General features: G+C 63.6%; 24 protein-coding genes and 2 tRNA genes. 14 read left to right on the top strand and 12 right to left on the bottom strand.

Annotation, left to right across the window (positions count from 1 at the left end; genetic code table 11):
- Positions 1–157: 157 nt before the first annotated feature.
- Positions 158–1,567 carry a magnesium transporter gene (gene mgtE, locus ACNHKD_RS08295; protein ID WP_442756587.1) on the bottom strand — a complete coding sequence of 470 codons (1,410 nt, stop codon included), beginning with the start codon at positions 1,565–1,567 and terminating at the stop codon, positions 158–160.
- 69 nt (positions 1,568–1,636) lie between these two features.
- Between mgtE and ACNHKD_RS08290 the strand changes: the two genes are divergently transcribed.
- Positions 1,637–2,539 carry a polysaccharide deacetylase family protein gene (locus ACNHKD_RS08290; protein ID WP_442756586.1) on the top strand — a complete coding sequence of 301 codons (903 nt, stop codon included), beginning with the start codon at positions 1,637–1,639 and terminating at the stop codon, positions 2,537–2,539.
- Here ACNHKD_RS08290 and ACNHKD_RS08285 read toward each other — a convergent pair whose 3' ends face one another.
- The 3 genes from ACNHKD_RS08285 to ACNHKD_RS08275 all read right to left on the bottom strand — a co-directional run bounded on the left by ACNHKD_RS08285 (position 2,540) and on the right by ACNHKD_RS08275 (position 4,321).
- A complete protein-coding gene (locus ACNHKD_RS08285; protein WP_442756585.1) occupies positions 2,540–3,463 on the bottom strand; it encodes a hypothetical protein in 924 nt (307 codons plus the stop codon).
- Between the two features lie 290 nt (positions 3,464–3,753).
- The gene (locus ACNHKD_RS08280) at positions 3,754–4,017 is read right to left on the bottom strand and encodes a hypothetical protein (protein WP_442756584.1); all 264 of its coding nucleotides are present in this window, start codon (positions 4,015–4,017) and stop codon (positions 3,754–3,756) included.
- 219 nt (positions 4,018–4,236) lie between these two features.
- Positions 4,237–4,321: transfer RNA gene (locus tag ACNHKD_RS08275), tRNA-Leu, on the bottom strand.
- A gap of 149 nt (positions 4,322–4,470) precedes the next feature.
- On the opposite strand from ACNHKD_RS08275, the gene ACNHKD_RS08270 reads away from it, so the two are divergent.
- From ACNHKD_RS08270 to ACNHKD_RS08260, 3 genes are all read left to right on the top strand, one after another.
- Positions 4,471–4,818 (top strand): hypothetical protein, encoded by a 348-nt coding sequence (locus ACNHKD_RS08270; protein ID WP_442756583.1) that lies wholly within the window; start codon positions 4,471–4,473, stop codon positions 4,816–4,818.
- Positions 4,815–5,549: a lipoyl(octanoyl) transferase LipB gene (gene lipB, locus ACNHKD_RS08265; protein ID WP_442756582.1), complete on the top strand. Its 735-nt coding sequence runs from the start codon at positions 4,815–4,817 to the stop codon at positions 5,547–5,549. The genes ACNHKD_RS08270 and lipB overlap by 4 nt, the downstream gene beginning before the upstream one ends.
- 101 nt (positions 5,550–5,650) lie before the next feature.
- Positions 5,651–6,250: a hypothetical protein gene (locus ACNHKD_RS08260; protein WP_442756581.1), complete on the top strand. Its 600-nt coding sequence runs from the start codon at positions 5,651–5,653 to the stop codon at positions 6,248–6,250.
- Positions 6,251–6,256: 6 nt separating this feature from the next.
- Here the strand turns inward: ACNHKD_RS08260 and ACNHKD_RS08255 are convergent, their stop codons facing one another.
- From ACNHKD_RS08255 to ACNHKD_RS08245, 3 genes are read right to left on the bottom strand one after another with little or no spacing between them, the layout of a single operon-like run.
- Positions 6,257–6,547: an acylphosphatase gene (locus ACNHKD_RS08255; RefSeq protein WP_442756580.1), complete on the bottom strand. Its 291-nt coding sequence runs from the start codon at positions 6,545–6,547 to the stop codon at positions 6,257–6,259.
- Positions 6,544–7,404, bottom strand: a complete 861-nt coding sequence (panC, locus tag ACNHKD_RS08250; RefSeq protein ID WP_442756579.1) for a pantoate--beta-alanine ligase — start codon at positions 7,402–7,404, stop codon at positions 6,544–6,546. The genes ACNHKD_RS08255 and panC overlap by 4 nt, the downstream gene beginning before the upstream one ends.
- Positions 7,401–7,847, bottom strand: a complete 447-nt coding sequence (locus tag ACNHKD_RS08245) for a gamma-glutamylcyclotransferase family protein (protein WP_442756578.1) — start codon at positions 7,845–7,847, stop codon at positions 7,401–7,403. Before ACNHKD_RS08245 ends, panC begins: the two co-directional genes overlap by 4 nt.
- 49 nt (positions 7,848–7,896) lie before the next feature.
- On the opposite strand from ACNHKD_RS08245, the gene ACNHKD_RS08240 reads away from it, so the two are divergent.
- The 10 genes from ACNHKD_RS08240 (at position 7,897) to ACNHKD_RS08195 (ending at position 18,098) form a co-directional block, all read left to right on the top strand.
- Positions 7,897–7,986 (top strand) — tRNA-Ser (locus tag ACNHKD_RS08240).
- 379 nt (positions 7,987–8,365) lie between these two features.
- A complete protein-coding gene (locus tag ACNHKD_RS08235) occupies positions 8,366–8,812 on the top strand; it encodes a CBS domain-containing protein (RefSeq protein ID WP_442756577.1) in 447 nt (148 codons plus the stop codon).
- 109 nt (positions 8,813–8,921) lie between these two features.
- Positions 8,922–10,085 (top strand): NADH-quinone oxidoreductase subunit D, encoded by a 1,164-nt coding sequence (locus ACNHKD_RS08230; protein WP_442756869.1) that lies wholly within the window; start codon positions 8,922–8,924, stop codon positions 10,083–10,085.
- 485 nt (positions 10,086–10,570) lie between these two features.
- Positions 10,571–11,437, top strand: a complete 867-nt coding sequence (locus tag ACNHKD_RS08225) for a xanthine dehydrogenase (RefSeq protein WP_442756576.1) — start codon at positions 10,571–10,573, stop codon at positions 11,435–11,437.
- A 14-nt stretch (positions 11,438–11,451) separates the two neighbouring features.
- Complete coding sequence (locus ACNHKD_RS08220) at positions 11,452–11,976, top strand: DUF2478 domain-containing protein (RefSeq protein ID WP_442756575.1); 525 nt, start codon at positions 11,452–11,454, stop codon at positions 11,974–11,976.
- Positions 11,977–12,332: 356 nt separating this feature from the next.
- A complete protein-coding gene (locus tag ACNHKD_RS08215; RefSeq protein ID WP_442756574.1) occupies positions 12,333–13,655 on the top strand; it encodes an ABC transporter substrate-binding protein in 1,323 nt (440 codons plus the stop codon).
- On the top strand, positions 13,652–14,173 hold the full coding sequence (locus ACNHKD_RS08210) for a di-heme oxidoredictase family protein (protein ID WP_442756573.1): 522 nt from the start codon (positions 13,652–13,654) through the stop codon (positions 14,171–14,173). Before ACNHKD_RS08215 ends, ACNHKD_RS08210 begins: the two co-directional genes overlap by 4 nt.
- Complete coding sequence (locus ACNHKD_RS08205; protein WP_442756868.1) at positions 14,062–14,940, top strand: di-heme oxidoredictase family protein; 879 nt, start codon at positions 14,062–14,064, stop codon at positions 14,938–14,940. The genes ACNHKD_RS08210 and ACNHKD_RS08205 overlap by 112 nt, the downstream gene beginning before the upstream one ends.
- A gap of 16 nt (positions 14,941–14,956) precedes the next feature.
- Complete coding sequence (locus tag ACNHKD_RS08200; protein ID WP_442756572.1) at positions 14,957–17,185, top strand: TonB-dependent receptor domain-containing protein; 2,229 nt, start codon at positions 14,957–14,959, stop codon at positions 17,183–17,185.
- A gap of 178 nt (positions 17,186–17,363) precedes the next feature.
- Positions 17,364–18,098 carry a YkgJ family cysteine cluster protein gene (locus tag ACNHKD_RS08195; protein ID WP_442756571.1) on the top strand — a complete coding sequence of 245 codons (735 nt, stop codon included), beginning with the start codon at positions 17,364–17,366 and terminating at the stop codon, positions 18,096–18,098.
- Positions 18,099–18,132: 34 nt separating this feature from the next.
- Here the strand turns inward: ACNHKD_RS08195 and ACNHKD_RS08190 are convergent, their stop codons facing one another.
- The 5 genes from ACNHKD_RS08190 to ACNHKD_RS08170 all read right to left on the bottom strand — a co-directional run bounded on the left by ACNHKD_RS08190 (position 18,133) and on the right by ACNHKD_RS08170 (position 21,737).
- On the bottom strand, positions 18,133–18,456 hold the full coding sequence (locus ACNHKD_RS08190) for a hypothetical protein (protein WP_442756570.1): 324 nt from the start codon (positions 18,454–18,456) through the stop codon (positions 18,133–18,135).
- Positions 18,457–19,019: 563 nt separating this feature from the next.
- Positions 19,020–19,811: a TonB family protein gene (locus ACNHKD_RS08185; protein ID WP_442756569.1), complete on the bottom strand. Its 792-nt coding sequence runs from the start codon at positions 19,809–19,811 to the stop codon at positions 19,020–19,022.
- Positions 19,808–20,239 (bottom strand): TonB system transport protein ExbD, encoded by a 432-nt coding sequence (exbD, locus tag ACNHKD_RS08180; protein WP_442756568.1) that lies wholly within the window; start codon positions 20,237–20,239, stop codon positions 19,808–19,810. Before exbD ends, ACNHKD_RS08185 begins: the two co-directional genes overlap by 4 nt.
- 5 nt (positions 20,240–20,244) lie before the next feature.
- The gene (exbB, locus tag ACNHKD_RS08175) at positions 20,245–21,024 is read right to left on the bottom strand and encodes a tonB-system energizer ExbB (RefSeq protein WP_442756867.1); all 780 of its coding nucleotides are present in this window, start codon (positions 21,022–21,024) and stop codon (positions 20,245–20,247) included.
- 29 nt (positions 21,025–21,053) lie between these two features.
- Positions 21,054–21,737 (bottom strand): Fe2+-dependent dioxygenase, encoded by a 684-nt coding sequence (locus ACNHKD_RS08170; RefSeq protein ID WP_442756567.1) that lies wholly within the window; start codon positions 21,735–21,737, stop codon positions 21,054–21,056.

The following is a 21,737-nucleotide window of genomic DNA, read 5'->3' as shown; positions in this document are numbered from 1 at the left end:
GACGGCGCTGTTCGGCCGGCGCGTTTTCAACGGCCCGCCGAAGCTTGTGGCGAAACCAAGCGCCGGAACCGATCCGGAAAGCGAGCGAAACGAAACTCGGTTGAGAAGCCAATGGATTAATCGTGGTTGGAGAGATTATGTAATTATAATCAATAAATTATTTCAAATGGAACCACATGGTGGCGATGGTGAGGAACGCGCCATAGCCGACGACGTCCGTAATGGTCGTCACGAACGGGCCGGAGGACACGGCGGGATCGAATTTGAAGCGCTCGAAAATGAGCGGCACGACGATGCCGCCGAAGGCGCCCGCGACGAGATTGGTGAACATGGCCAGCGCCATGACGGGCAGCAGCCCAACGTTCTGGAACCAGTTGGCCGCGACCAGTCCGGTCACGAGGCCGAAGGCCGCGCCGTTGACGCCGCCAATGGCGAGCTCGCGAAAAATGATCTTCAGCGCGTTCGCGCGGTTCAGCTCGCGCGTGGCGAGGGCGCGAACCGCCACCGTCATGGTCTGGGTCGCGGAGTTGCCGCCCTGCCCCGCCACAATTGGTCCGAGCACGGCCAGCGCCACCATCTGCTCGAGCTGGGACTGGAATGTCTTGAGCACCGTCGAGGTGATGAAAGCAGTCAGCATATTAATGAAAAGCCAGGCGAACCGGCTTCTCGCAATCCACCAGAAATCGTCGGTCAGCTCTTCTTCCGGGTTCACGCCGCCGAGCGCTTTGATCTCCTCTGAAGCCTGCTCCTGAATAACATCGACGATGTCGTCGATTGTGAGCACGCCGACCAGCCGCTCGGATCTGTCTACGACGGGAACCGAGACGAGATTGTAACGCTCGAAGAGACGGGCCGCCTCGGCGCCGTCCTCGGTCGCCTTCACCCGGCGGCGGTCGGCCTGCATGATCTCGTCGAGCCGCGCGCCGGGCCTCGCGCGCACCAGCGCGTCGAGAAAGACCGTGCCCAGAAGATGGTAGCCGGGATCGACGACGAAAACCTCGAAAAAACTGTCCGGCAGCGCGTCGCCGTCGGTCTCGCGGAAGAAGTCCAGCACGCGTCCCGCGGTCCAGAATGGCGGCACGGCGATGAGCGTCGTCTGCATCAGGCGGCCGGCGGAGCCTTCGGGGTAATCGAGCGATCGGCGAAGAACGATGCGGTCCTGCGCGGGCAGCGCCTCGAGAACCTCGGCCTGCTCCTCCGGCTCCAGCGCCTCCAGAATGGCGACGGCGTCGTCGCTTTCGAGGTCGCGCACGCCCTCGACCAACGTCTCGACCGGCAGCTCCTCAAGAATATCTTCGCGGGTGGCTTCACCCACCTCCATGAGCGCGGTAAAGTCGAAATCCGCGCCCATCAGCTCGACAAGGCGCGGGCGCGCCTCGTGGCTCAACAGTTCGAGAAGCGCGCCGAGATCGGCCTCGTGAAGATCCCCGACGAGTTCATGGACTCTGGCCGAGTCGCCCAAGGCGACCGCCGCCTCGACCTCGAAGACGAAATCGGCGTCGAAACCGCCGCTCTCGTCGCGAAAGGGTTCGGCGCCCGCCGCCGTTTCATCATGGTCGAGTGGCATGCCGATTCCCGATACAGACTTGAGGCTCCTTAACCCGCGCACGCGCGGATGCAAACCGGCAAAACCGTCATGACCCAATTTTCCCGCGCTCCGTTCTACGCCCTGCTGTCGCTCGCCTGCGCGGGGGCGCCTGCATTTGCGCGCGACTGCGGGCCGGATTCGCTTGGCGTTTCGCGCACCGTCACGATCGGGCCGAAAGGAACCGCCGTCGGCCTGCAGAGCTATCCGCGCACGCTCGATTTGCAGGATCACGAAGTGGTTCTCACCTTCGACGACGGGCCGGCGGCGCCGACAGCGAAGGTGCTCGACGCGCTGGCGAAGGAATGCGCGCGCGCGACCTTCTTCGTCATCGGCCACAACGCCGAGAGCGCGCCGGGCGTCGTCATGCGCGCCGCGGATGAAGGCCACAGCATCGGCCACCATTCCTACAGCCATCCAGGCAATACGCTGCGGCTCATGGAGGACGGCGACGCCAAGGCCGATATCGAAAAGGGAATCAAGGCCGTCGAGAAGGCGTCGGGCGGCAGGGCCGCGCCTTTCTTCCGCTTCCCCGGCTTTGCAGACACGCCGTCTCTCGTCGCTTATCTCGAAGCCAAGGGCTACACGATTTTCGGCTCGGACCTCTGGGCGTCCGACTGGTCGCCCATGTCACCGAAGGGCGAGCTCGAACTCGTGATGAAACGGTTGGAGAAGGAGGGCAAGGGGATCGTGCTCTTCCACGATTCCAAGGCGCAGACGGCGGCGATGCTGCCGGACTTTCTGCGCGAGTTGAAGGCGCGCGGCTACAGGCTCGTGCATATTGTCCCGGGGGAGGGCGAAACGGCCCTCATGGCGGCGGGTCCGGGTTGGACCTCGACGACCGAGCCCATCATCGCCAAGACGCTTGCGGGTAAGCACGCTGCGCCCGGCCGCTCGCACGGCGACGGCGCCGGGGAAGAGGATCACGCCCATCCCCCGGCCGCGGAGCAGTAATCAGCCGTTCTCGCAGGCGTAGAAGCCCTTGGCGCCCCAGCACGGGGCGTCCTTGTTCTTGTAGACCTTGCCGAGGTTGCGGCCGCCTAGCGTCGCCGTCCAGACGCGCCCGCGATCATGGGCGAGTTCGAGCGGCTTGCCGGGCAGATGGAAGATCACATTCTCGCCGGTGTGATCGACCCGGCAGGAGCCGCTGTTCTGCACGCGGCCGGAAAGCTTCAGATAGCACTTGGCCATCCGCCCGCCCTCCTCCGCCTTGGGGGCCTCCGCCACGGCCTTCGCCGGGACGTCGGGCGCCTCCTCCCTGGCTTCCCCGGCATTCGCGGGCGCAGCCTGGTAGGCGCTCGCCTCCGGCGGCGGCGAGCCGGATTCCTGGATTTGCGGCCCCAGCGCGGGCGCGGGCGCGGCGTCCTGGCGCGCGACGAGTTTCTCGCGCATGTCGGCGGAAGGCGGGGCGAGCGGCTCGGGCGCGCTCGCGCTCGCCGCCGGCGCCGCGCTCTCGGTCATGGGGTGCGCATCCAGGAAGAGGTCGGCCGCCGGCGCCGCAGGAGCGGGCTCGGCCTGCCGGGTCGGCGCGACGGGCGGCGGCGGATCCTTTGCGGCGACGGGCGCCGGCGGATCCTGCGCGGGAGTAGGCGGGACCGCTTCCCTGGCCGCTACGGAGGCGGCGGGCGCCGGTTTGGCCTGCTTCGCGACGGCGGGTTTCTCGAGCGGTCCGCCGAGCGGCGCGCCCGGGCTGAACAAGGCCGAGCTGAGGATGACGGCCGCGCCGCCGACGATGGTGAAAGCGAGGGTCAGATGGACGACGCCCTCGACGCGGTCATAGGCGAAGCCCCACAGGGAGCCCTCGTCGCCTTGGCGTCCCCGGGTCGCTCCCTCCTCGTCGTCGCCATGGCGACGGCGGTGATCGAAAGATACGCTCATACTCTTCACTCCGGGCAGGGGCTCGCGGCGATAGGGATGCGCGTGAACGCATGCCTCTTGGCGCTCCCGGCGCTTCGCGCCGCGAAACCATTTAACGCCGGGATCCATGTTTTCCCCGGCCATCGCCCCCCTCGCGCGACGGGCGCGGAGCCGCGCAAGGCTCTCTCTGTGCGCCTGTCCGACACGCGATTTGGAAGGGTAAATGTGTCCTTACTAAGCCAGACCGAAAGCTTAGCTTTGCAGGCCGGAAGTCCAGGCAAGACGGCGCCCTTGTCGAAAAGGCGATCTGCTCAGTGCATCGGAACAATTCGAATTCCGGAGACGAGGACGGGCCTGTTGTCTTGCAGCCCCTCTTGCAACACGTCTTCATAGGCCTGGCCGATTGCTGCGATCGCTCTGTCGCTATAGCCGGCGGAATTGGGATCGGTGTCGAAATCCACTTCGACCACCAGCAGCTTCGCATCCGTTCTTTCAGCGCTGGTCCATTCGAACCAGGTCCGCTTCACCCCGTTGATCGCCTCGATACGTTGGCGGATGGACGTCTTATATTCCATCGGGCGCGCTCCCTCGGATTTGCTTGCCGCCAGACCTCGATTTCGGCCGGGCGCCGCCAGCGTCAAGGGCGTCGGCCGCAGCCTGCGCCCCGACCCGCGAAACGCGCAGTCGGTCACGTATCCCCGGGGAGCGTTGCTAGGGGAGAAAGCCAGACAGTCCTTTGGGAAAGCTTCGCGCCGAATGGCGCTCAAGAAAGGCGCATCAAACCCGAAAAGGCTTGGTGCGGTCGAGAGGACTCGAACCTCCACTGGTTGCCCAACTAGCACCTCAAGCTAGCGCGTCTACCAATTCCGCCACGACCGCAAAGGGCGCTCACCGCATAGCTGCGAAGCGCCGGCGCGCAGCCTGTAACAAATTGACCGGGCGATGACAAGGGCGCTCCCAAGAAAGGGCGCCGCGGCGCGAAAAATGCTGTAGAGAAGCGCGATTGCCCTTGAAACTGGGAGATTCTCTTGGCGATTTTCAAGCTTCCTCTCTCCGGCGACGTGCCCTTCAGCGTCGCGCCCTGGACGAATTTCGGCGCTGTCGGGAACCGCTTCGCCTTCCTAAATGTCGAGTTAGGCCATTCGAGCGCGCCGGAAGTGGAGGGAAAGGTGCTGGACAATGTCGGCAGCTATGGCAAGCAGCTCGGCCGCATGGGCGACGCGCTGCGGGTTCTGCTCGACCATTTCGAGCCTGACAAACCTCTCTCCCGCAAGGAAAAGCGGGCCATACGCGCCCTTCAGGCCATGCTCGACGAGATCGACGACATCAAGCGCGCCGCCGGCCGCGCGCCTTCCGAGGACGAACCCGCCGCATGAACGCCTCCTGCCCCCTGCCCCGCGATTCGCTCGACCCTGCGCTCGCGCCGCCGGCCGGCGCGCCGCCTGTCGAATGGCGCGTGAGCGGCGAGCTTGTCGATTACGGGGAGGCCGTCGCCTTCATGGAGGACCGCGCCGCCCGGATCGCGAGGGGCGACGGGGCCGAATGCGTCTGGCTGCTGGAGCACCCGCCGATCTACACGGCAGGCTCCTCGGCGAAGGACACGGACCTGCTCGACGCCCGCTTTCCCGTGCATCGAACCGGACGCGGCGGGAAGTTCACCTATCACGGTCCCGGCCAGCGCGTGGCTTATGTCATGCTCGACCTCGCGCGCCGCCGGCGAGACGCACGCGCTTATGTCTGCGGGCTCGAATCATGGCTGATCTCAACGCTGGCGGATTTTGGCGTCGCCGGCGAACGCCGCGAGGCGCGCGTCGGCGTCTGGGTGCGGCGCCCGGACAAGCCGCGCGGGCTCAGTGGCGAGTCCGCGGAAGACAAGATCGCCGCCATTGGCGTGCGCCTGCGGCAATGGGTCAGTTTTCACGGAATCGCGTTGAACGTCGCGCCGGACCTCTCCCACTTTTCCGGCATCACGCCCTGCGGCGTGCGTGACGCTCATCTCGGCGTAACGAGCCTGAAAGATTTGGGCGTCACCGCCGCGATGGCGGACGTGGACGCCGCGCTGAAACGCAATTTTGCGCCCATTTTCGGGCCCCTTGAGAGCGCATGAGTCCGGGTTCGCGGGGCCTCTTCTTGTGCGCCGGCGCATCGAGAATCGCAGACGGCCTCCTATGATCGCGGCCGTTCGGTAAAGCAATCGCCGGGGGAGACATGCGCCGTCAATCACTGACGATGATCGTTGCTTTCGCCATCCTCGCGTCCAAGCCGCAGGCTTTTGGCGCCGACGCGGGCAACCGGTTTCTGGCGGAACTTTTGGGTCGTCCACTCGAACGACAGGGCGAATCCTTCGCCTGCTTCAGCCGGGAATATGACGACGCGCATTTGTCCGCGCATCCGCAGCAGCAAGTCGCTTTCGTGAGGGCCCTGGTCGCCGCGCGCGCGCCAGCAACCCCGTCCCCCATGTACCAGGTCACGCTCGCCTTCAGATTTCGCGGCCGGGCCGAGACGCTGACGGCGGTCGCCGAATGCGGAGGCGGAAAACCGCGAGATTCGGTTCGTGGCGGGGCGCGCTGCGCCGGCCCGGGCGATGCGGAAACGCGTCTTGCTCTCGTGGGGCGACAAGCCGTCGTCATGACGATTCCGGGCGGCGCCGATCTATGGGCGCCCGGACCGACGGATCAGCGCCACGACACCGTCGCAAATCCATTCGGCCCGGACGACAAGGCGTTCCGTCTGGTCCGAACGGATCTGAAACAGTGCGAAGATCTGGCCTTCGAACGACAGAAACCGTTGCGCCCGCACGAGCCGTGACGCGAGCTACGCCGTCGCCGCCATTGTGAAGCCTTCGAGGCCGGCAAGCTCCGATTCCTCCCCGGGCGCCTCGCGCAGATTGTCCACCCGCGACGCGGACGGGCCGCGCCGCGCGGCCTCGATGAACGCCGCCACCGCCGCCTCCGGCCCGGCGGCCAGAGCCTCGACCGAGCCGTCCGCACGGTTGCGCGTCCAGCCGTCGAGCGCGAGCGCATTCGCTTCTCGAAGCAGAAAATCCCGGAAACCCACGCCCTGCACGCGGCCCGTGACGAAGAAACGAACGATGCGACGGCTCATTTCCCGGGAACCGCAAGATTGTCGATGAGCCGCGTCGCCCCCAGCCGCGCGGCGGCGAGAATGCGGATCGGCCCGTCCTCGCGGCGCGAGACGGGCGCGAGCGTCTCCGCATGCCGAGCCTCGACATAATCGATCTCGAAGCCGGCACCGGCAATGGTCTTGCGCGCCTCGCTTATCACATGGCCGATGGTCTCGCCGCCGGCGATGCGCCGCGCGGCGCCCGCGAGCGCGCGATGCAGGACGGGCGCCCGGGCGCGATCCTCGGCCGAGAGGTAGACGTTGCGCGAGGACATCGCCAGGCCGTCCGGATCGCGCAAAGTCGGACCGGCGAGAATGTCGGTCGGGATGTCGAGATCCCGGGCCATCGTTCGGATGACAAGAAGCTGCTGATAATCCTTCTCGCCGAAGACGGCGACATCCGCCTGCGCCTGGTTGAGAAGCTTCGCGACGACCGTGGCGACGCCCGCAAAATGCGTGGGCCGGAAACGATCCTCGAGATCGGCCCTGGCCGGCCCTTCGAGCGTCACTGTCGTGCAGAAGCCCGCCGGATACATCTCCTCCACGGCGGGCGCGAAGACGAGATCCGCCGCGACCGTCGCGAGTTTCTCGCGATCCGCCGCGAGCGTGCGCGGATAGCGCGAGAAATCCTCTCCCGGCGCAAATTGCGTGGGATTGACGAAGATCGTCGCGATCACCCGCTCGGCGTGGCGACGGGCTTCTTCGACGAGCGAAATATGTCCGGCATGAAGCGCGCCCATGGTGGGCACGAGCCCGATGCGCTCGCCCGCCCCGCGCCGCGCCCGCACGAAGGCGCGCATTTCCCCGACCGTATGGACAACCGGCGCTTTAGAGCTCATCCGCGCGGGCCTTTCTTACGTTCCGCCTGCAAATACGACAGATAGCCGATATAGGCCTCAGGCAGGTCGAGCTTTTCGGCCGCCGCGACGATATCGGCGAGATAGCCCGGCCAGGCCGCGCCCTGGTTGGGGGCTGCGCCGATATACGCCAGCGCGGGAGAAGCCCCGAAGGGCTCCTTAAGAACCGGAACCATCCTCTTGGCGTAAAGCCCCTGCCCCACCCGCTCATAGCGGTCGAGCGCCATGACGTCCGAAACGGGAACGTCCCACAGGGCGCCGTAGACATTCGTCCGCGGATCCGGGACGACGCTGGCGAAGCCCGACGGCATGACGACGAAGCGCCACCGCGCCAGTCGCGCCCGCCCAAGGAGCCGAGACCGGGGGCAACGCCCCGCCATGGCGGCGGCGTCCATATTGGAGCCATAAGCGAAGTGCAACGGCACAGTCGGAACCCTCTCGCGCGACGGCGCGGCCGTGCTATATCACGACGGGGGAAGGGTGGCCGAGTGGTTTAAGGCAGCGGTCTTGAAAACCGCCGTGGGGGCAACTCCACCGTGGGTTCGAATCCCACCTCTTCCGCCAAGATCAAGAGCTTATTCGTATGCTGGCGACGCGTGCCTGAACGGTTGCTCGCCGAAAATACGTCGCGCTCCTCCGTCGCAATCGCGCTTATGGCTGTAGGGGTTCTCTCCTGCCGCGCAACGTGACGCTCGCCGAGCAGCGCTCGCTCTTCAGCTTCAGCCGAAATCTGCTTTGGAGCGCTTTCTCGATCCCCCGAGCCGGCGCCCGGCTTTGAACGGACCAAAAAAGCCCCTTGGAACCGGCGTCCGCTACAGGGGTTTTGTCGCCGTAGCGCACGGCCTTATCTCTCAGTCCGGCTTTTGCCGCGCCCCTACGCCGAGGCCCGCGTTTTTTGCAGCAACCGGAGCCGGTCGCGTCTCTCGCAAGAGGAATCGTCTCAATGAAAATCTTCGAAATCATGACGCGAGACGTCAAGCTCGTCAGCCCGGACGATACGGTGGAATCCGCGGCAAAGAGAATGGGAGAGATTGACGCCGGAGCGCTCCCGGTAGCCGAGAATGACCGCCTGGTTGGAATGATAACAGACCGGGACATCGCCATTCGCTGCGTGGCGAATGGGAGAGGACCAGCCACAAAGGTGCGGGACGTAATGTCCGAAGAAGTCAAATACTGCTTCGAGGAAGAAGACATTGAAGACGTTGCGGAAAATATGGGCGAACAGAGGCTGCGCCGATTGCCTGTCCTGAATGACGACAAACGCTTGGTCGGCATCGTGTCTCTAGGCGATATCGCCGCATGCGAGGAAGTGGACGCCAGCGGGGAGGCGCTGCGCGGGATCTCTCAGCCGGGAGGCTTGCACAACCAAAGCGGGCCGGCGGCGCAATAGGCCCGCATCCACGGCGCTGTCGTCGCCTTGTGCTGACGCTCGGTTTTTGTTGCAAGGATCTGGCTCGTTGAACTGGTCCGTAGCGAAAGGCGATCCGCAAAGAAGCTTCATGGTCAATTTCGGACCGGTGCATCCGGCCGCCCATGGCGTGCTTCGGCTGATACTCGAGCTCGACGGCGAGGTAGTTCTTCGGGCCGATCCGCATGTCGGGTTCCTGCATCGCGGAACCGAAAAATTGATCGAGGATAAGACCTATCTCCAAGCTTTGCCTTATTTCGATCGCTTGGACTATGTCGCGCCGATGAACCAGGAACACGCTTTCTGTCTGGCTGTCGAGAAGCTGTTGGGCATTGCGGCGCCTCCACGCGGTCAGCTCATTCGTGTTCTCTTCTGCGAAATCGGCAGGCTGCTCTCGCATCTCTTGAACATCACCACCCAAGCCTCCGACGTCGGCGCCTTGACGCCTAATCTGTGGGGCTTCGAGGAGCGTGAGAAGCTCATGGTGTTTTATGAGCGCGCCTCCGGCGCGCGGATGCATGCGAATTACTTCCGCATTGGCGGCGTCCATCAGGATTTGCCGGCAGAGCTTCTGGAGGATATCGGCGCATTTTGCGAGCCCTTCCTCAAAGTTTGCGACGACCTTGACGGCATTCTTGGCCAAAACCGCATCTTCAAACAGCGCAATGCGGGCATCGGGGAGATCACGCTCGACGAGGCCTGGACTCGAGGCTTTTCCGGCGTGATGGTTCGGGCGTGCGGCGCTCCCTGGGATCTTCGCAAGGCGCAGCCCTATGAATGCTATGAGACGCTCGATTTCGATATTCCCGTAGGGTCCCACGGCGATTGCTATGATCGCTATTGCGTGCGGATGGAGGAGATGCGCCAGTCCGTGCGGATTATGAAGCAATGCCTGAAGAAGCTGCAATCGCCGGAAGGCCGCGGCCCGGTGATGATCCAAGACGGCAAGATCGCGCCTCCCAAGCGCCACGTCATGAAACGATCAATGGAAGCGACGATCGAGCATTTCAAATTATTTTCGGAAGGCTTTCATGCTCCTGCGGGAGAAGTCTACGCCGCCGTCGAAGCGCCTAAAGGCGAGTTCGGCGTCTATCTGGTTTCGCAGGGAACGAACAAGCCCTACAGGTGCAAAATTCGGGCGCCCTCCTTCGCCAATCTGCAGGCGATGGATCGCCTTGCAAACGGCCATATGTTGGCGGACGTCTCCGCAATCGTTGGCTCGCTCGATATCGTCTTCGGGGAGATCGACAGGTAGAGAGAGGCTCGTGAGCCGAAGAATCCCGAAGGTCGTTGGTTGGGAATCGAAAATTCTTCAACCCTATAACAATCCGCAAGTAATATCTTCTATGACCACGTAACGTATCATTGAACAGCGGGCGACGCCCCAGGCTGCTGACAAAGTAGCGGCGGCGTCCTTGCCTTGGGAAGTTTGTCAACAAACTGAAGCGCCGTCGCACCTTTATATTTTTCGAGCAGGATGACTGTCCGATGCGAGACTGAAACTCGCTCGACTTCCGGCAGGGGACCACCCGAAGAAGCGCCTATCCCCCAATTTTCCGGCCGTCACCGATGGAGTCGACCTGTTCATTTCCCCACAAAATGGCTCCGATCGAACTGACATTGTGCGCAATCAGACGCCCTGCGGCCCGAATGGCGACGAACGGTATATATTTTGTCAATATAACGTCGCCGGATCGCTTGGCCCGCGCTTTGCTCGGCTCCGCCGGAAAGGAGCCCAGCATGGACGCATTCTGCCCGCACGGCTTTCTCTCAAATCGGACGGACCCTTATGCGATCGTTCTCGGCACGAATGAGATTGCTTCCGCGATCGCGGTTCGACTCTCCTGGGAGCGGTTTCGGGTGATCATGAGCCATGATCCCTTTCCGCCGGTCATCCGGCGGGGCATGGCGTTCCACGACGCGCTGTACGACGACAAGGCAGAAGTCGATGGGATCGTCGGCAAGCGCGCCGAATCCGCAATCGAAATCGTCCAGACGCTCGCTGCGTCGGGTCGGATCGCCGTCACGCACCAGCAACTCACCGATCTCATAACGCTTCGGACGCCGACGATCATCGTGGACGCGCGGATGCAGAAGCAGCGCGTCACGCCTGATCTGAGAGGTCTCGCCAGACTTGCCGTCGGGGTCGGTCCGAAATTCAGCGCTCACCGGAACTGCGACATCGCGATCGAGACGCATCCGGAGCGGACAGGCGACCTCGTTGCGACAGGGGAGACGCGCCTCGCCGACGGCGTCGCCCGCCCGCTCGGCGGCGTCGGCAAGGAGCGTTTCGTCTATTCGACCCGTCAAGGGATCTGGCGCACGCCGCTCGATGTCGGCGCCCTGGTCTTTCGAGATTATGTTGTCGGCTATCTGGACGGATTCCCGCTCCGCGCGCCCATGGACGGCTATCTTCGCGGGATCGCGCGGGACGGGACGCTGACGCCCGCCAGCGTCAAGCTCATCGAGATCGACCCGCGCGGGCGTCAAGCGTCCTGGACGGGCACGGATGAGCGTGGCCGCGCCATTGCTTCCGCCGTCGTCGAGGCGATCGAAAAGGCGCCGGGGCGCTGCTTGGCCATCATGCCGCAATCGTCGCTGCACTGAGCGCGACCCTCGCCATGAAACGCATCGCAGCCGTTCGAGGCGCCCCGAGCTTCCTGATCCAAGGCACTCTGTTCGCCTTCGCCCGGCAGCTACAGAACCAGGGACTTCGTGTCGCCGGCGTCGTCGAAGTGTCTTCATGTACGGACGAAGAGCGCTGCAAGAGCCTCAGCATCCAGGATCTGGCCTCCGGCGAGACCTATCCCATCACCCAGAAACTCGGCGCCGGCTCGGAGGCGTGCAATCTGGATCCGAGCGGCCTCGCCCTGGCCTGCGGCTTCATTGAAGACGCGATTCAAGGCGGCGTCGACATTGTCGTGCTGAGCAAATTCGGCAAGCTCGAAGCCGCCCGCGGCGGTCTGTGCGACGCTTTTCGCGCGGCGATGATGGCGGATATCCCGGTGATCACCGCCGTGTCGCCGCCCGTCGCGGGAGAATGGAATCGCTTCGCCGGAGATCTTTCCCAATTTGTCGACGCCCATGTAAAGGCCCTGACCGCCTGGTGGGAAACGCAGCGGCAATCGGAAGGAATATCCCAATAACCGCTCGGCGGCGGCTCATCAGCATCCCTCATCAAACTTCGCCGGATTCGCGCAAGCTCTTCGACGGCCGCGCCCGGGGGCCCGCCGGACGCGAACGGAGCCGAGCGGGCGCGCTTGCGTCAGAGGACGCCATTCTCGCGGTCGCCGGCGCACGTGCCTGCCGCGCCGCCAACCCGGCAAACGGCGCAACCTCGCACAAGGATAGCCTATCGCTATATTGGTTCTATATATAATGTGTGGCGTCGCCGCAACACCGGCGGAGACATTTCACCGTAAGCGCAGCTAACAGGCTTTCTGGCTAAATTTTCATCCGTCTATTAATTGACAGTAATGTTCGGACGAATTTTATTTTTGTTATGTATACACAGAACATAGCGCTCGCGCGAGCCGCGCGCATCGCCCTCACCGCTTCAGCCATCCTCTTGTCGCACGCCCTCGCGCCTGGGCATGCCGAGGGAAGCAAAATCGTCGTCGTCACGAGCTTCCCCGAAGAGCTGACGACGCGTTACGAGCAGGAATTCGAGAAACGACGCCCGGACGTCCACGTGCAATATGTGTGGAAACAGTCCCGCGACGCGCTTCTCGAACTCAGCAAGCCAGACCAGGGCGGCGCCGACGTCTATTGGGCGCCGACGCTCGCCAATTTCGCGGTCTTGAAGGAGCGCGGCGCGTTTCGTCCGATCAAGGTCGACCGCGCCGTTCTGCCCGGCAAGCTCGCCAATCAGCAGATTTCCGATCCGACGGGCCGCTTCGAAGCCTACGACATCGCCGGCTACGGGATCGTGATGAACGCGCCGCTCGCCGCCTCCGAAAAGCTTTCGGCGCCGAAGCGCTGGGGCGATCTCGCGCGTCCCGATCATGCGCGCCGCCTTGTCATGCCAATCCCCGCCAAGGTCGGCTTCTCGCCGGCGCTCTACGACATTTTTCTGCAAAGCGAAGGTTGGGACGGGGGCTGGTCGCTTCTTTCCGAAATGGCCAGCGAGGCGACGCTCCTTGATCAAGGCGCGTTGGTGACCGCGCAAGTGCGAGAGGGCAAGGCCGTCTTTGGGCTTACGATCGATTTTTTCGCGGCCAGCGCCAAGGCGAATGGCGCGCCTGTCGAGATGATCTATCCCCAGCGCACCGCTTTCCTCCCCGCACATATCGCTATGACGGCGTCGACGAAGCACGCCGATGCGGCGCAGGCCTTCATCGACTTCGCCCTCTCGAAAGATGGGCAGAAGCTCATGATGGAGCGCGACAGCATGCGCCACCCGGCGCGTCCCGACGCCTATGACGAAAAGCCGGCGGCGCTTGTCGATCCTTTCACGCTCCCGCGCGACCTGATCCTCGACTACGACTTCGAAATCGGTCGTCGCCGCCCGCCGCTGGTCACGCTGCTCTTCGACCTCGCAATCGTCGAGAACCACGCTGAAAATGCAGCGCTGTGGCGCGCGATCCACGCGGCGGAGAAGAAGGAGGGAGCGAGCGCGTCCCATGCGAACGCCCTTGCCGAAGCGCGTCAGCTCGCGAGCTTTATGCCGGTTTCGAGCGCCGAGGCCCGCGACGTTTCTTTCCTTGGCCGCTTCGGCTCGAAAGACGCGATCGATCAGGCGGCCGTCGCCAAATGGCGCGAGGAAATCGCCGATGCGCGCCGCAAGGCGAGAGACATCCTGACAAACCTCGGAGTCGCGCCGTGAAGCGCGCAGCGCTGATCGTCGTCGGCCTGACGCTCGCCGCCGCGTCCCGCTACGAGACGGAGGCGCCGCAGACTGAAGCGTTCTTGCAGCCGCTCGCGGGGCTCGAGGCCGCACAGTCGGCCGCCTTCCGCCGCGGCTCGGGCCTGTTTCGGCAAGCCTGGCTCATCGGCCCGTCGGAAGACCACCCGGACCTCGTCGGCCTCGGGCCTCTTTATAACCGGCTTTCCTGCATCGCCTGCCATGTGAAGAACGGACGCGGCGCCGCTCCCGACGCGGAGAACGGCCTTGCGCGGCACATGGTGGCGAGACTGAGCGTCGAGGGATCGGATGCGCATGGCGGACCGCTTACGGCGCTCAGCTCAATTCCGAAGGCGTCCCCGGCGTCGCCGGCGAAGGCCAAGCGGCGATCTCCTATGAAGATGCGCCGATCGTTCTCGGCGACGGCGAGCGGGTCGTGCTGCGCCGGCCGAAGCTGGCCTTTCGTAATCTCGCTTACGGCGAGATCGGGCCCAATGTGAAAATCTCGGTCAGAAACGCGCCGCCGGTTTTTGGCCTGGGGTTGTTGGAGGCCGTCCCGGAGGCAGAGATTCTTTCCGGCAAAGGCAAACCGAATTACGTCTTCGATTTCGAAGCCAATGCGCGCCGACTCGGGCGCTTCGGCCTGAAGGCCAATCAACCGAGCCTGAAGCAACAGATCGCCAACGCGTTCGCCGAAGACATCGGCGTGACTTCTTCTCTTTTTCCCGACGAAAACTGCGCGCCCGGCCAGGCGGCCTGTCTTCGCGCGGGCTCGACGAAGCCCGATCTTTCCAATACGCAGCTCGCCGCCGTAACGAGCTATATCCGCTTGCTCGCCGTTCCGGCGCGGCGCGGCGCCGGCGATCCCGCCGTCATTGCAGGGGAAGCGGCGTTTCGCGCGCTCGGCTGCGCGACCTGCCATCGCGATACATTGAAGGTCGGCGATTTCGCCGAGGCGCCGTCTCTGAACGGCGTGGAAATACACCCCTACACGGACCTGCTGCTGCACGACATGGGCGACGACCTCGCCGACGGCCGCGCAGATCACGCCGCCGGCCCGCGCGATTGGCGCACGCCGCCCCTTTGGGGTCTCGGCCTCGCAGGCAAAGCCGGCGACGGCGCCAACTATCTGCACGATGCGCGGGCGCGCACGCTTGTGGAGGCGATCCTTTGGCATGGCGGCGAAGCGCGGGACGCGGCGGACCGGTTCCGGCGTCTTCCAAAAGCTGACCGCGACGCGCTGCTCGCCTTTCTGAATTCTCTCTAGGGCTGGGGAACTGACGATGACCAGACTGCTTGTTACGACCGCCTTGTCCGGCGGAGTCTTACTTTCCTTAACCGGTGCGGCGAGCGCGCAAACGCCGCTGCCGCCGATTGAAGTGCGCGCGCCGAAGGCGTTCGAACTGGGTCAGATCAAGGTGGGCGAACGTCGCCTGTCGACGCCCACAAAGGTCGCACAACCGAGCGCGCCCGCTCCGAACGGGGGCGGGTCATCGACTCCGGCTCCGGCGCCCGTCGAATCGAACGCCGACAACGCGCCGACGCCGAAACAGCATACCGACGACTTCGGCGGCTATACGATCACCAATCGCCAGACGGAGACCTTCGCACGCAACACGCTCGACCAAGCCGTGAATATCGCGCCGGGCGTCAACTCCTACACCACCGGCGGCCAACGCAACGAACAGAATATCTATGTCCGCGGTTTTGATCGCTGGCAGGTTCCGCTGACGGTTGACGGCGTGCGCGTCTATCTCCCCGTCGACAACAGGCTCGACTTCGCCCGCTTCCTGACGCCTGACATCGCCGAGGTGCAAATCGCCAAGGGCTATGTCTCCGTGCTGGACGGACCCGGCGGCATGGGCGGCCAGATCAATCTCGTTTCGCGCAAGCCTACTCGGGAGGTCGAGGGCGAAGTGAGAAGCCGCCTCAGCCTCGGGCGCGACGGAACCTATCAGGGCGTCCAGAACTACGGCTTCGTCGGCACGAAGAACGATCTGTACTATGCCCAGCTCAGCGGGGCCTGGCAGAAGTTCAACGGCTGGGTCCTTCCCGCGAGCTTCGGCGCCTGGATGTCCAATCAGGGCTGGGGCATGCGCGACCAATCCTACACGCAAGATTACAACGTCAACGCGAAGGTCGGCGTGACGCCGAACGCGACCGACGAATATTCGCTGACCTTCTCCCGGCAATCGGGCGTCAAGAGCGCGCCGCTGAACGTGTATCAACCGATCACTCAGCAAAATTACTGGCAATGGCCTTATTGGAACGTGCAGAACCTCTACTTCCTTTCCAAAACGCAGCTCGGCGACTCCTCCTACGTGAAGACGCGGGGCTATTGGAGCAAGTTCGAGAATTCCCTCTATTCCTACGACAACCCGGGCTATTATCTCCAGTCGCTCCCAAAGTCCTTCCAAAGCTATTATTCGGACTATGCGCTGGGAACCGATATCGAAGCCGGGACGCAATTCGGGGACATCGACACGCTCAAAGGGCTCTTTTTCTATCGCCTCGACACGCACACGGAATGGCAAAACAATTTCGGCGTGAATTACCAGAACAACAACAAGGGATGCCGGGCCAATATTCCCTGCTCGGCCGAGCCGGTAATCGCGAGCCAGGAAGACACTTACTCGGCGGCGGTCGAGAACACTTTGCGTCCGCGCAGGGACATCGATCTCGTCGGGGGCTTCAGCTATGACTGGCGCCATCTGCGGCAGGCGCAAGGCTTCGCGCTGCCTCAAGGCACGATCACCTATACGCCCAAGGACATGAGCGCGCCGAACTATCAGGGCGCCGTCATTTGGCGCTACAACGAAAAGGAAAACAATCGCATCTACTTCAACGTCTCCGACCGCGTCCGTTTTCCGACGCTGTTCGAGCGCTTCAGCACCCGCTTCGGCGGCGCCACGTCAAATCCCGCCCTGCAGCCCGAGCGCGCGGTCAATTACGATCTCGGCTGGTCCAGCCAGATCGCGCCGAATGCGCGCGTATCAATCGATATCTTCCATAGCTGGGTCCAGAATCTGATTCAGAACGTGCCGGTTCCAGCCTATGGACTAAACGTCACGCAATCCCAGAATGTGGGTTCCGGACGCTTCTCCGGCGCGGAGGTTTCGGCCGATTATCAGCCGCGCGAGGATTTCTCGCTCGGCGGCAATCTCACTGTCATGCGCCGTCGCGTCTACGCGCCATATATTCCGTTTTTCCAGCCAATCGGGGTGCCGGACATCAAGCTCTTCCTCTATGCCGGCTATCGCCCGATCCCGCAAATCACGCTCACGCCGAACATCGAAATGGCGAGCAGCCGATGGACGGTCGTGCCGAACACCAACGCCTATTACCGCACGGGCGCTTATTTCCTCACGAACTTCAACGCGGATTATCAGGTGACGACGAACGTGAAGCTGACGGCGGGCGTGCGCAACCTGTTCGACCAGCTTTACCTGCTGACCAACGGCTTCCCGGAGCCCGGCCGCAACATGTATCTCGCGGTCAAGGCGACGTTCTAACGGCTCAGGAAGGATGGGGCGTCACGCGCGTGGCGCCCTTTTTCAAGCTTCCCCCCATTCAAGGCTATTACGAAGCTCGGCGCGATGAGCATATAAAGTCGGCGCCGCGCAACAGCAATCGGCGAAATCTGCTATAGGTTCAGAGCCTCCCAGCGAGGCGGCACGGGAGCGCCAAAGAATGGAAGATGCCGGGCCCGCCTCCTTCTTTCAGGCGACCACACGAGCTTTCGGCGCAACGATCGCAGGGCGTTGGGAGCGACCCGACCTCGTCGCGGCGCTCTGCGCCCAAGCTTTCGACAGTTTCGAGAAGAATGTGACTCTTCAATCGGAAGGAGCGCCCGCAATCGCCTGCAAAGGCGAGTGCGCGGCCTGCTGCCGGCTTCGGGTTGTCGCGACTGCGCCGGAGATTTTTCTTCTGGCGCGGTTCGTTGACGCGAATACGCAGGCCTTCGCGGCGCGCAACGTCAGACTCGCCGAGCGGATCTCCGATACGGCCCAGGCGATCGGCAATCTCGGCGAGGCTGAGCGAATGGCCGCGAGGCGTTATTGCCCTCTGATAGAAAATGATCTCTGTCTCGCCTATCGGCTGCGCCCGCTCGCGTGCAGGGGCCATGCCGCCCTGGACAGGGAAGCCTGCGTCTCCGCCGCCGAGGGCGGAGGCGAAGAACCGGCCGTCTCCACGCCGCATCTCGTTGTGCGAAGCCTTGTGCAGAACGCCATGCTGAATGCGGTGCGTCAGGCGCGATTGGCCTGGGGACTATATGAGCTGACCCAGGGCTTGAGAATCGCGTGCGGCTCATCCGGGTTGCTTGACGCCTGGCTGAGAGGCGGCGACCCGCTGGCGCCGGCGACGATCCCCGACTTCGACCTCGCCGAAGCGGCGTCGCTTTTCGACGCCATCGCGCATGCATAGGGTTTTGGAGGGCGTAGCGGAGAAGCCGCCAGCTTCAATGCGTTTGCGAGGCCTTGAGCGCTTCCAGTTCATCGCCGGATATGCGGAACATCCCGCGTCCGCCGCACCGCGCCTGGAATCTGTCGCCCACACGCGCGCAGAGCCGTTTGAACCACTCCTCGCCGGACAATCCCGCCGGACGCTCTGCGATCTCCCACACCGTCCCATCGGGGCGGAAGCGCACATGAATCAGCGCCGACCGATTTTCCAGCGCGACTCCGCGGGTGACGACGCTTGCGCGCTCGCCAAAATCGACTGACCCCGGCGCCGTTTCCGCGAGGATTGCGCTCGGCGACTGCTCTTCATTCCGTCCGCTCATGAGTGCGCTCCGTCTGGATTGGGCTCATCGTTATATAGCGTAATTATATAACCACAAACTCACGTCTTTCCCAAGTTGAAAATAAACGGCATGTAACGCCACCCGACGGGAACAAAGGCCATGTCTGAAAATGCGGGTGAAAATCTCGGATCGGATCGACCTCTGACGCCGGCGCCGCGCATTTTTTCAGAAGCGAAAACTGAATAATGATCCGGCTATGGCGCAGCCATTCGCTAACCAATGGAAAAGAAAAATTTGGATGGCCTTGTTTCCGCCGAATCACATGGGTAAACTGCTGATCAAGCTGACGGAGACGTCGGCAAGAGAAACGCCCCGACGCCGGATGTAAGCGCGGGGCGTTTTGCTTTCCGGGGCAGTCGTTATGCATCCATAAAAGCCCCATACGGCCGTGGCCGCCGCGAAAACGGACGGCGCCATCGTCTCCCGCCGTAACGCCTTCTCCCTTCCGCTCTCCGGGAAAACGCCCAACGAGGGCGGAGGAAAAGGCGGGCCTCCTCTTTGCCGCCGCCGTTCGGGCGCGCGCCTTATATAAGCGCGTCAGGCTATCTGTGGTCCGCTCTGAACTGCACGGGCACTTCGAAAGACAGGTTCTCGTCTGCGATCACCGGCGGCGGCGGGGGCACCGGGTCCGCTTTTTTCATCATTGCGAGCGCGGCCTCGTCGAAGGCCGGGAGGCCGGAGGAGCGCTTGATGTTGTAGGAGAGGACGTGGCCGCGCCGATCCAGGGTGAAGTGGACGCTGGCCTCCGCGCTGCGTCTGCCGCCGCCGGCCGGATAGCGCTTGGCGCGGTTGAGATGCGCCATGAGCGCCTTCTGCCATGTCAACTTGACGGCGTTCGCCGCGGCGTCGGCGCCCTGTACGGGCGCCGCCGGGCGGTCGGCGACTTTGGCGGCCTCCGATTTCGGCGGCGCCGTCGCCTCGGAAGCGGCGGATTCGCTCGAGACCACCTGCTGGGCCTGTCGCGACTTCTCATCCTCTACCGGCTTGTCCGGCTTCGCGTCGCGCGACAATTCGGCGTCCTCCGCCTCCGTGCGCGCGATTTTTTCTTCCTTGCTTTCCTTCGTTTCGGCGGAAGCGACGGAAGGCGCGGCGGCGGCGGATTCGTCGGTGACGGGGCCGGGCGGGAGATCGGTGGGCTCCGTCTCGCGCGCGGCGACGGGCTCGAGCGAGAGCTCGATCGCCGGCGCGCCGCTCGCATCGTCTTCGATGTCGCCGCGGAGGGTGAGGAGCGCCGTCGCCGCGCCGCCGACATGCAGAAGGATCGCGCAAAACGCCGCAACGCTCCAGAGCTTGTTGTTCGGCGTTTCGTTTTGGAGAGCCGTCGCGCCGCTCATTTCACAGCGCTCGGATCTCTGCCGCCCGCGTCGAGGGCGACCAGCGCAACTTTCAGAAAGCCGCCCGCGCGCAGCCGCTCCAGCACCGCCATCATCTCGCCATAGGGCACGGCGCTGTCGGCGCGCAGATAGATGCGCTTGCTCTTGTCTCCGAGCTGCCTTTCCAGCGTCGCGACGAGGTCGTTGCGCTTGACGGGCGTATCGCCGATCGCCAGCGCGAGATCGGATTGGATCGTCACATAGACCGGCTTTTCCGGCTTCTCATGCGGCGCGGCGTTGGAGGCCGGAAGATCCACGGGAAGATCGACGGTGGCGAGCGGCGCCGCCACCATGAAGATGATCAGCAGAACCAGCATCACGTCGATGAAGGGCGTGACATTTATCTCATGCGTTTCCTGAAGATCGCCTTTGCCGAGATGCGCCGCCATGTCCTTTACTCCGCCGCGTGGATCTTGCTGGCGTGATGGCCGCGATCGAGATCGCGGGAGACGATGCGCAGCAATTCGCCGGAAACGTTGGAGACGAGTTCGAGATAGGCGCCGGTCTGGCGCGCGAGATGGTTGTAGATCAGAACGGCGGGAATGGCCGCGAAGAGCCCGATGGCGGTGGCGAGAAGCGCTTCCGCAATGCCCGGCGCGACGACGGCCAGATTGGTCGTCTGCGCTTTCGAAATGCCGATGAAGCTGTTCATGATACCCCACACGGTTCCGAAGAGGCCGACGAACGGGCCGGTGGAGCCGACGGAAGCCAGGAACCCCGTGCCGCGCTTGATCGACAGCGCCTCGGCGCGCTCGATTTCGGCGAAACAGGAGGCGACGCGCTCTCTGACTCCGGACCCGGCGAGAATGTCCGAGGAAAGCTTCAGCTCGCGCGTCGCCTCTGAAAGGAGCGCGGTCGTCAAGCGATCGCCCTTGCCCAAGGCGAGGCGCGCTTCCGAAAGTCCGCGCGCCTCGGAGAGTTTTGCGATGGCGTCGATGGCGCGCTGACGCGCCCGCTTCAATTCGATGGTCTTGGCGATCAGGACCGTCCAGACTCCGACCGACGCCAGCAGCAAGCCGATCATGACGATTTTAACGATGATGTCCGCGTTGGAGAACATCGTCCAGACCGAAAGATCGTGAGGCTTGGTCGCCGCGATGGCGGCGTCGACGGCGTGAGCGACTGGAGCGCCCTGAGCCCAACCCGTGGAGACGAAGCCCTCAAGAGAAAGCATTCCCAGGAACGCCGAACGCAACGTGATTTTCATGCTTCCGCCCATATCCGAATGAGGTTGTGATAGATTCCGGTCAGCCGGACGCAAGCCGGGTCGCCTGCGCCAAGTCGATTGCTCAAGGACTGAATCGCCTGGTCGAGGTCAAACAGCAAAGCGCGGGCCACATTGTCCCGGATCATGCTTTGCAGCCAAAAAAAGGATGCGACGCGCTCGCCGCGGGTCACTTCACGCACGCAGTGAAGGCTCGTTGAAGGGTAAAGAACAAGATCGCCTGCGGCAAGCTTGACTTCCTGCTGCCCGACGCGATCCTCAATCACGAGTTCGCCGCCGTCGTAATCCTCCGCTTCCGACAGAAACAGCGTGCAGGAAAGATCCGTGCGGATCCGGATCGCAGTTCCCGGAACGCCGCGAATCGCGTTGTCGACGTGAAGCCCGAAACTGTGTCCAACGCCATAGCGATTGAACAGCGGCGGAAAGACCTTGAGCGGAAGAGCCGCCGAAACGAAGGGCGAACAATTGGCGAGGGCCTGCAAGACATGCTCGCCCAATTCCCGCGCGGCCGCGCCGTCCTGCGGCAATTGGAGATTGTTCTTCACCAGCGAAGATTGCGAGCCGGCGGTCGCACGGCCGTCCTCCCAATCCGCCGCCGCCATGGTTTCGCGGAAAAAAGCGACCTGCTGCTTGCTGAGGACTTCGGGGATGCAGATCAGCAT

The organism is Methylocystis sp. JAN1, assembly GCF_052186135.1.
Classification (GTDB): domain Bacteria; phylum Pseudomonadota; class Alphaproteobacteria; order Rhizobiales; family Beijerinckiaceae; genus Methylocystis.
Note: the sequence above shows the minus strand (reverse complement) of the source record. Positions and strands in the feature narration are given on the sequence as shown.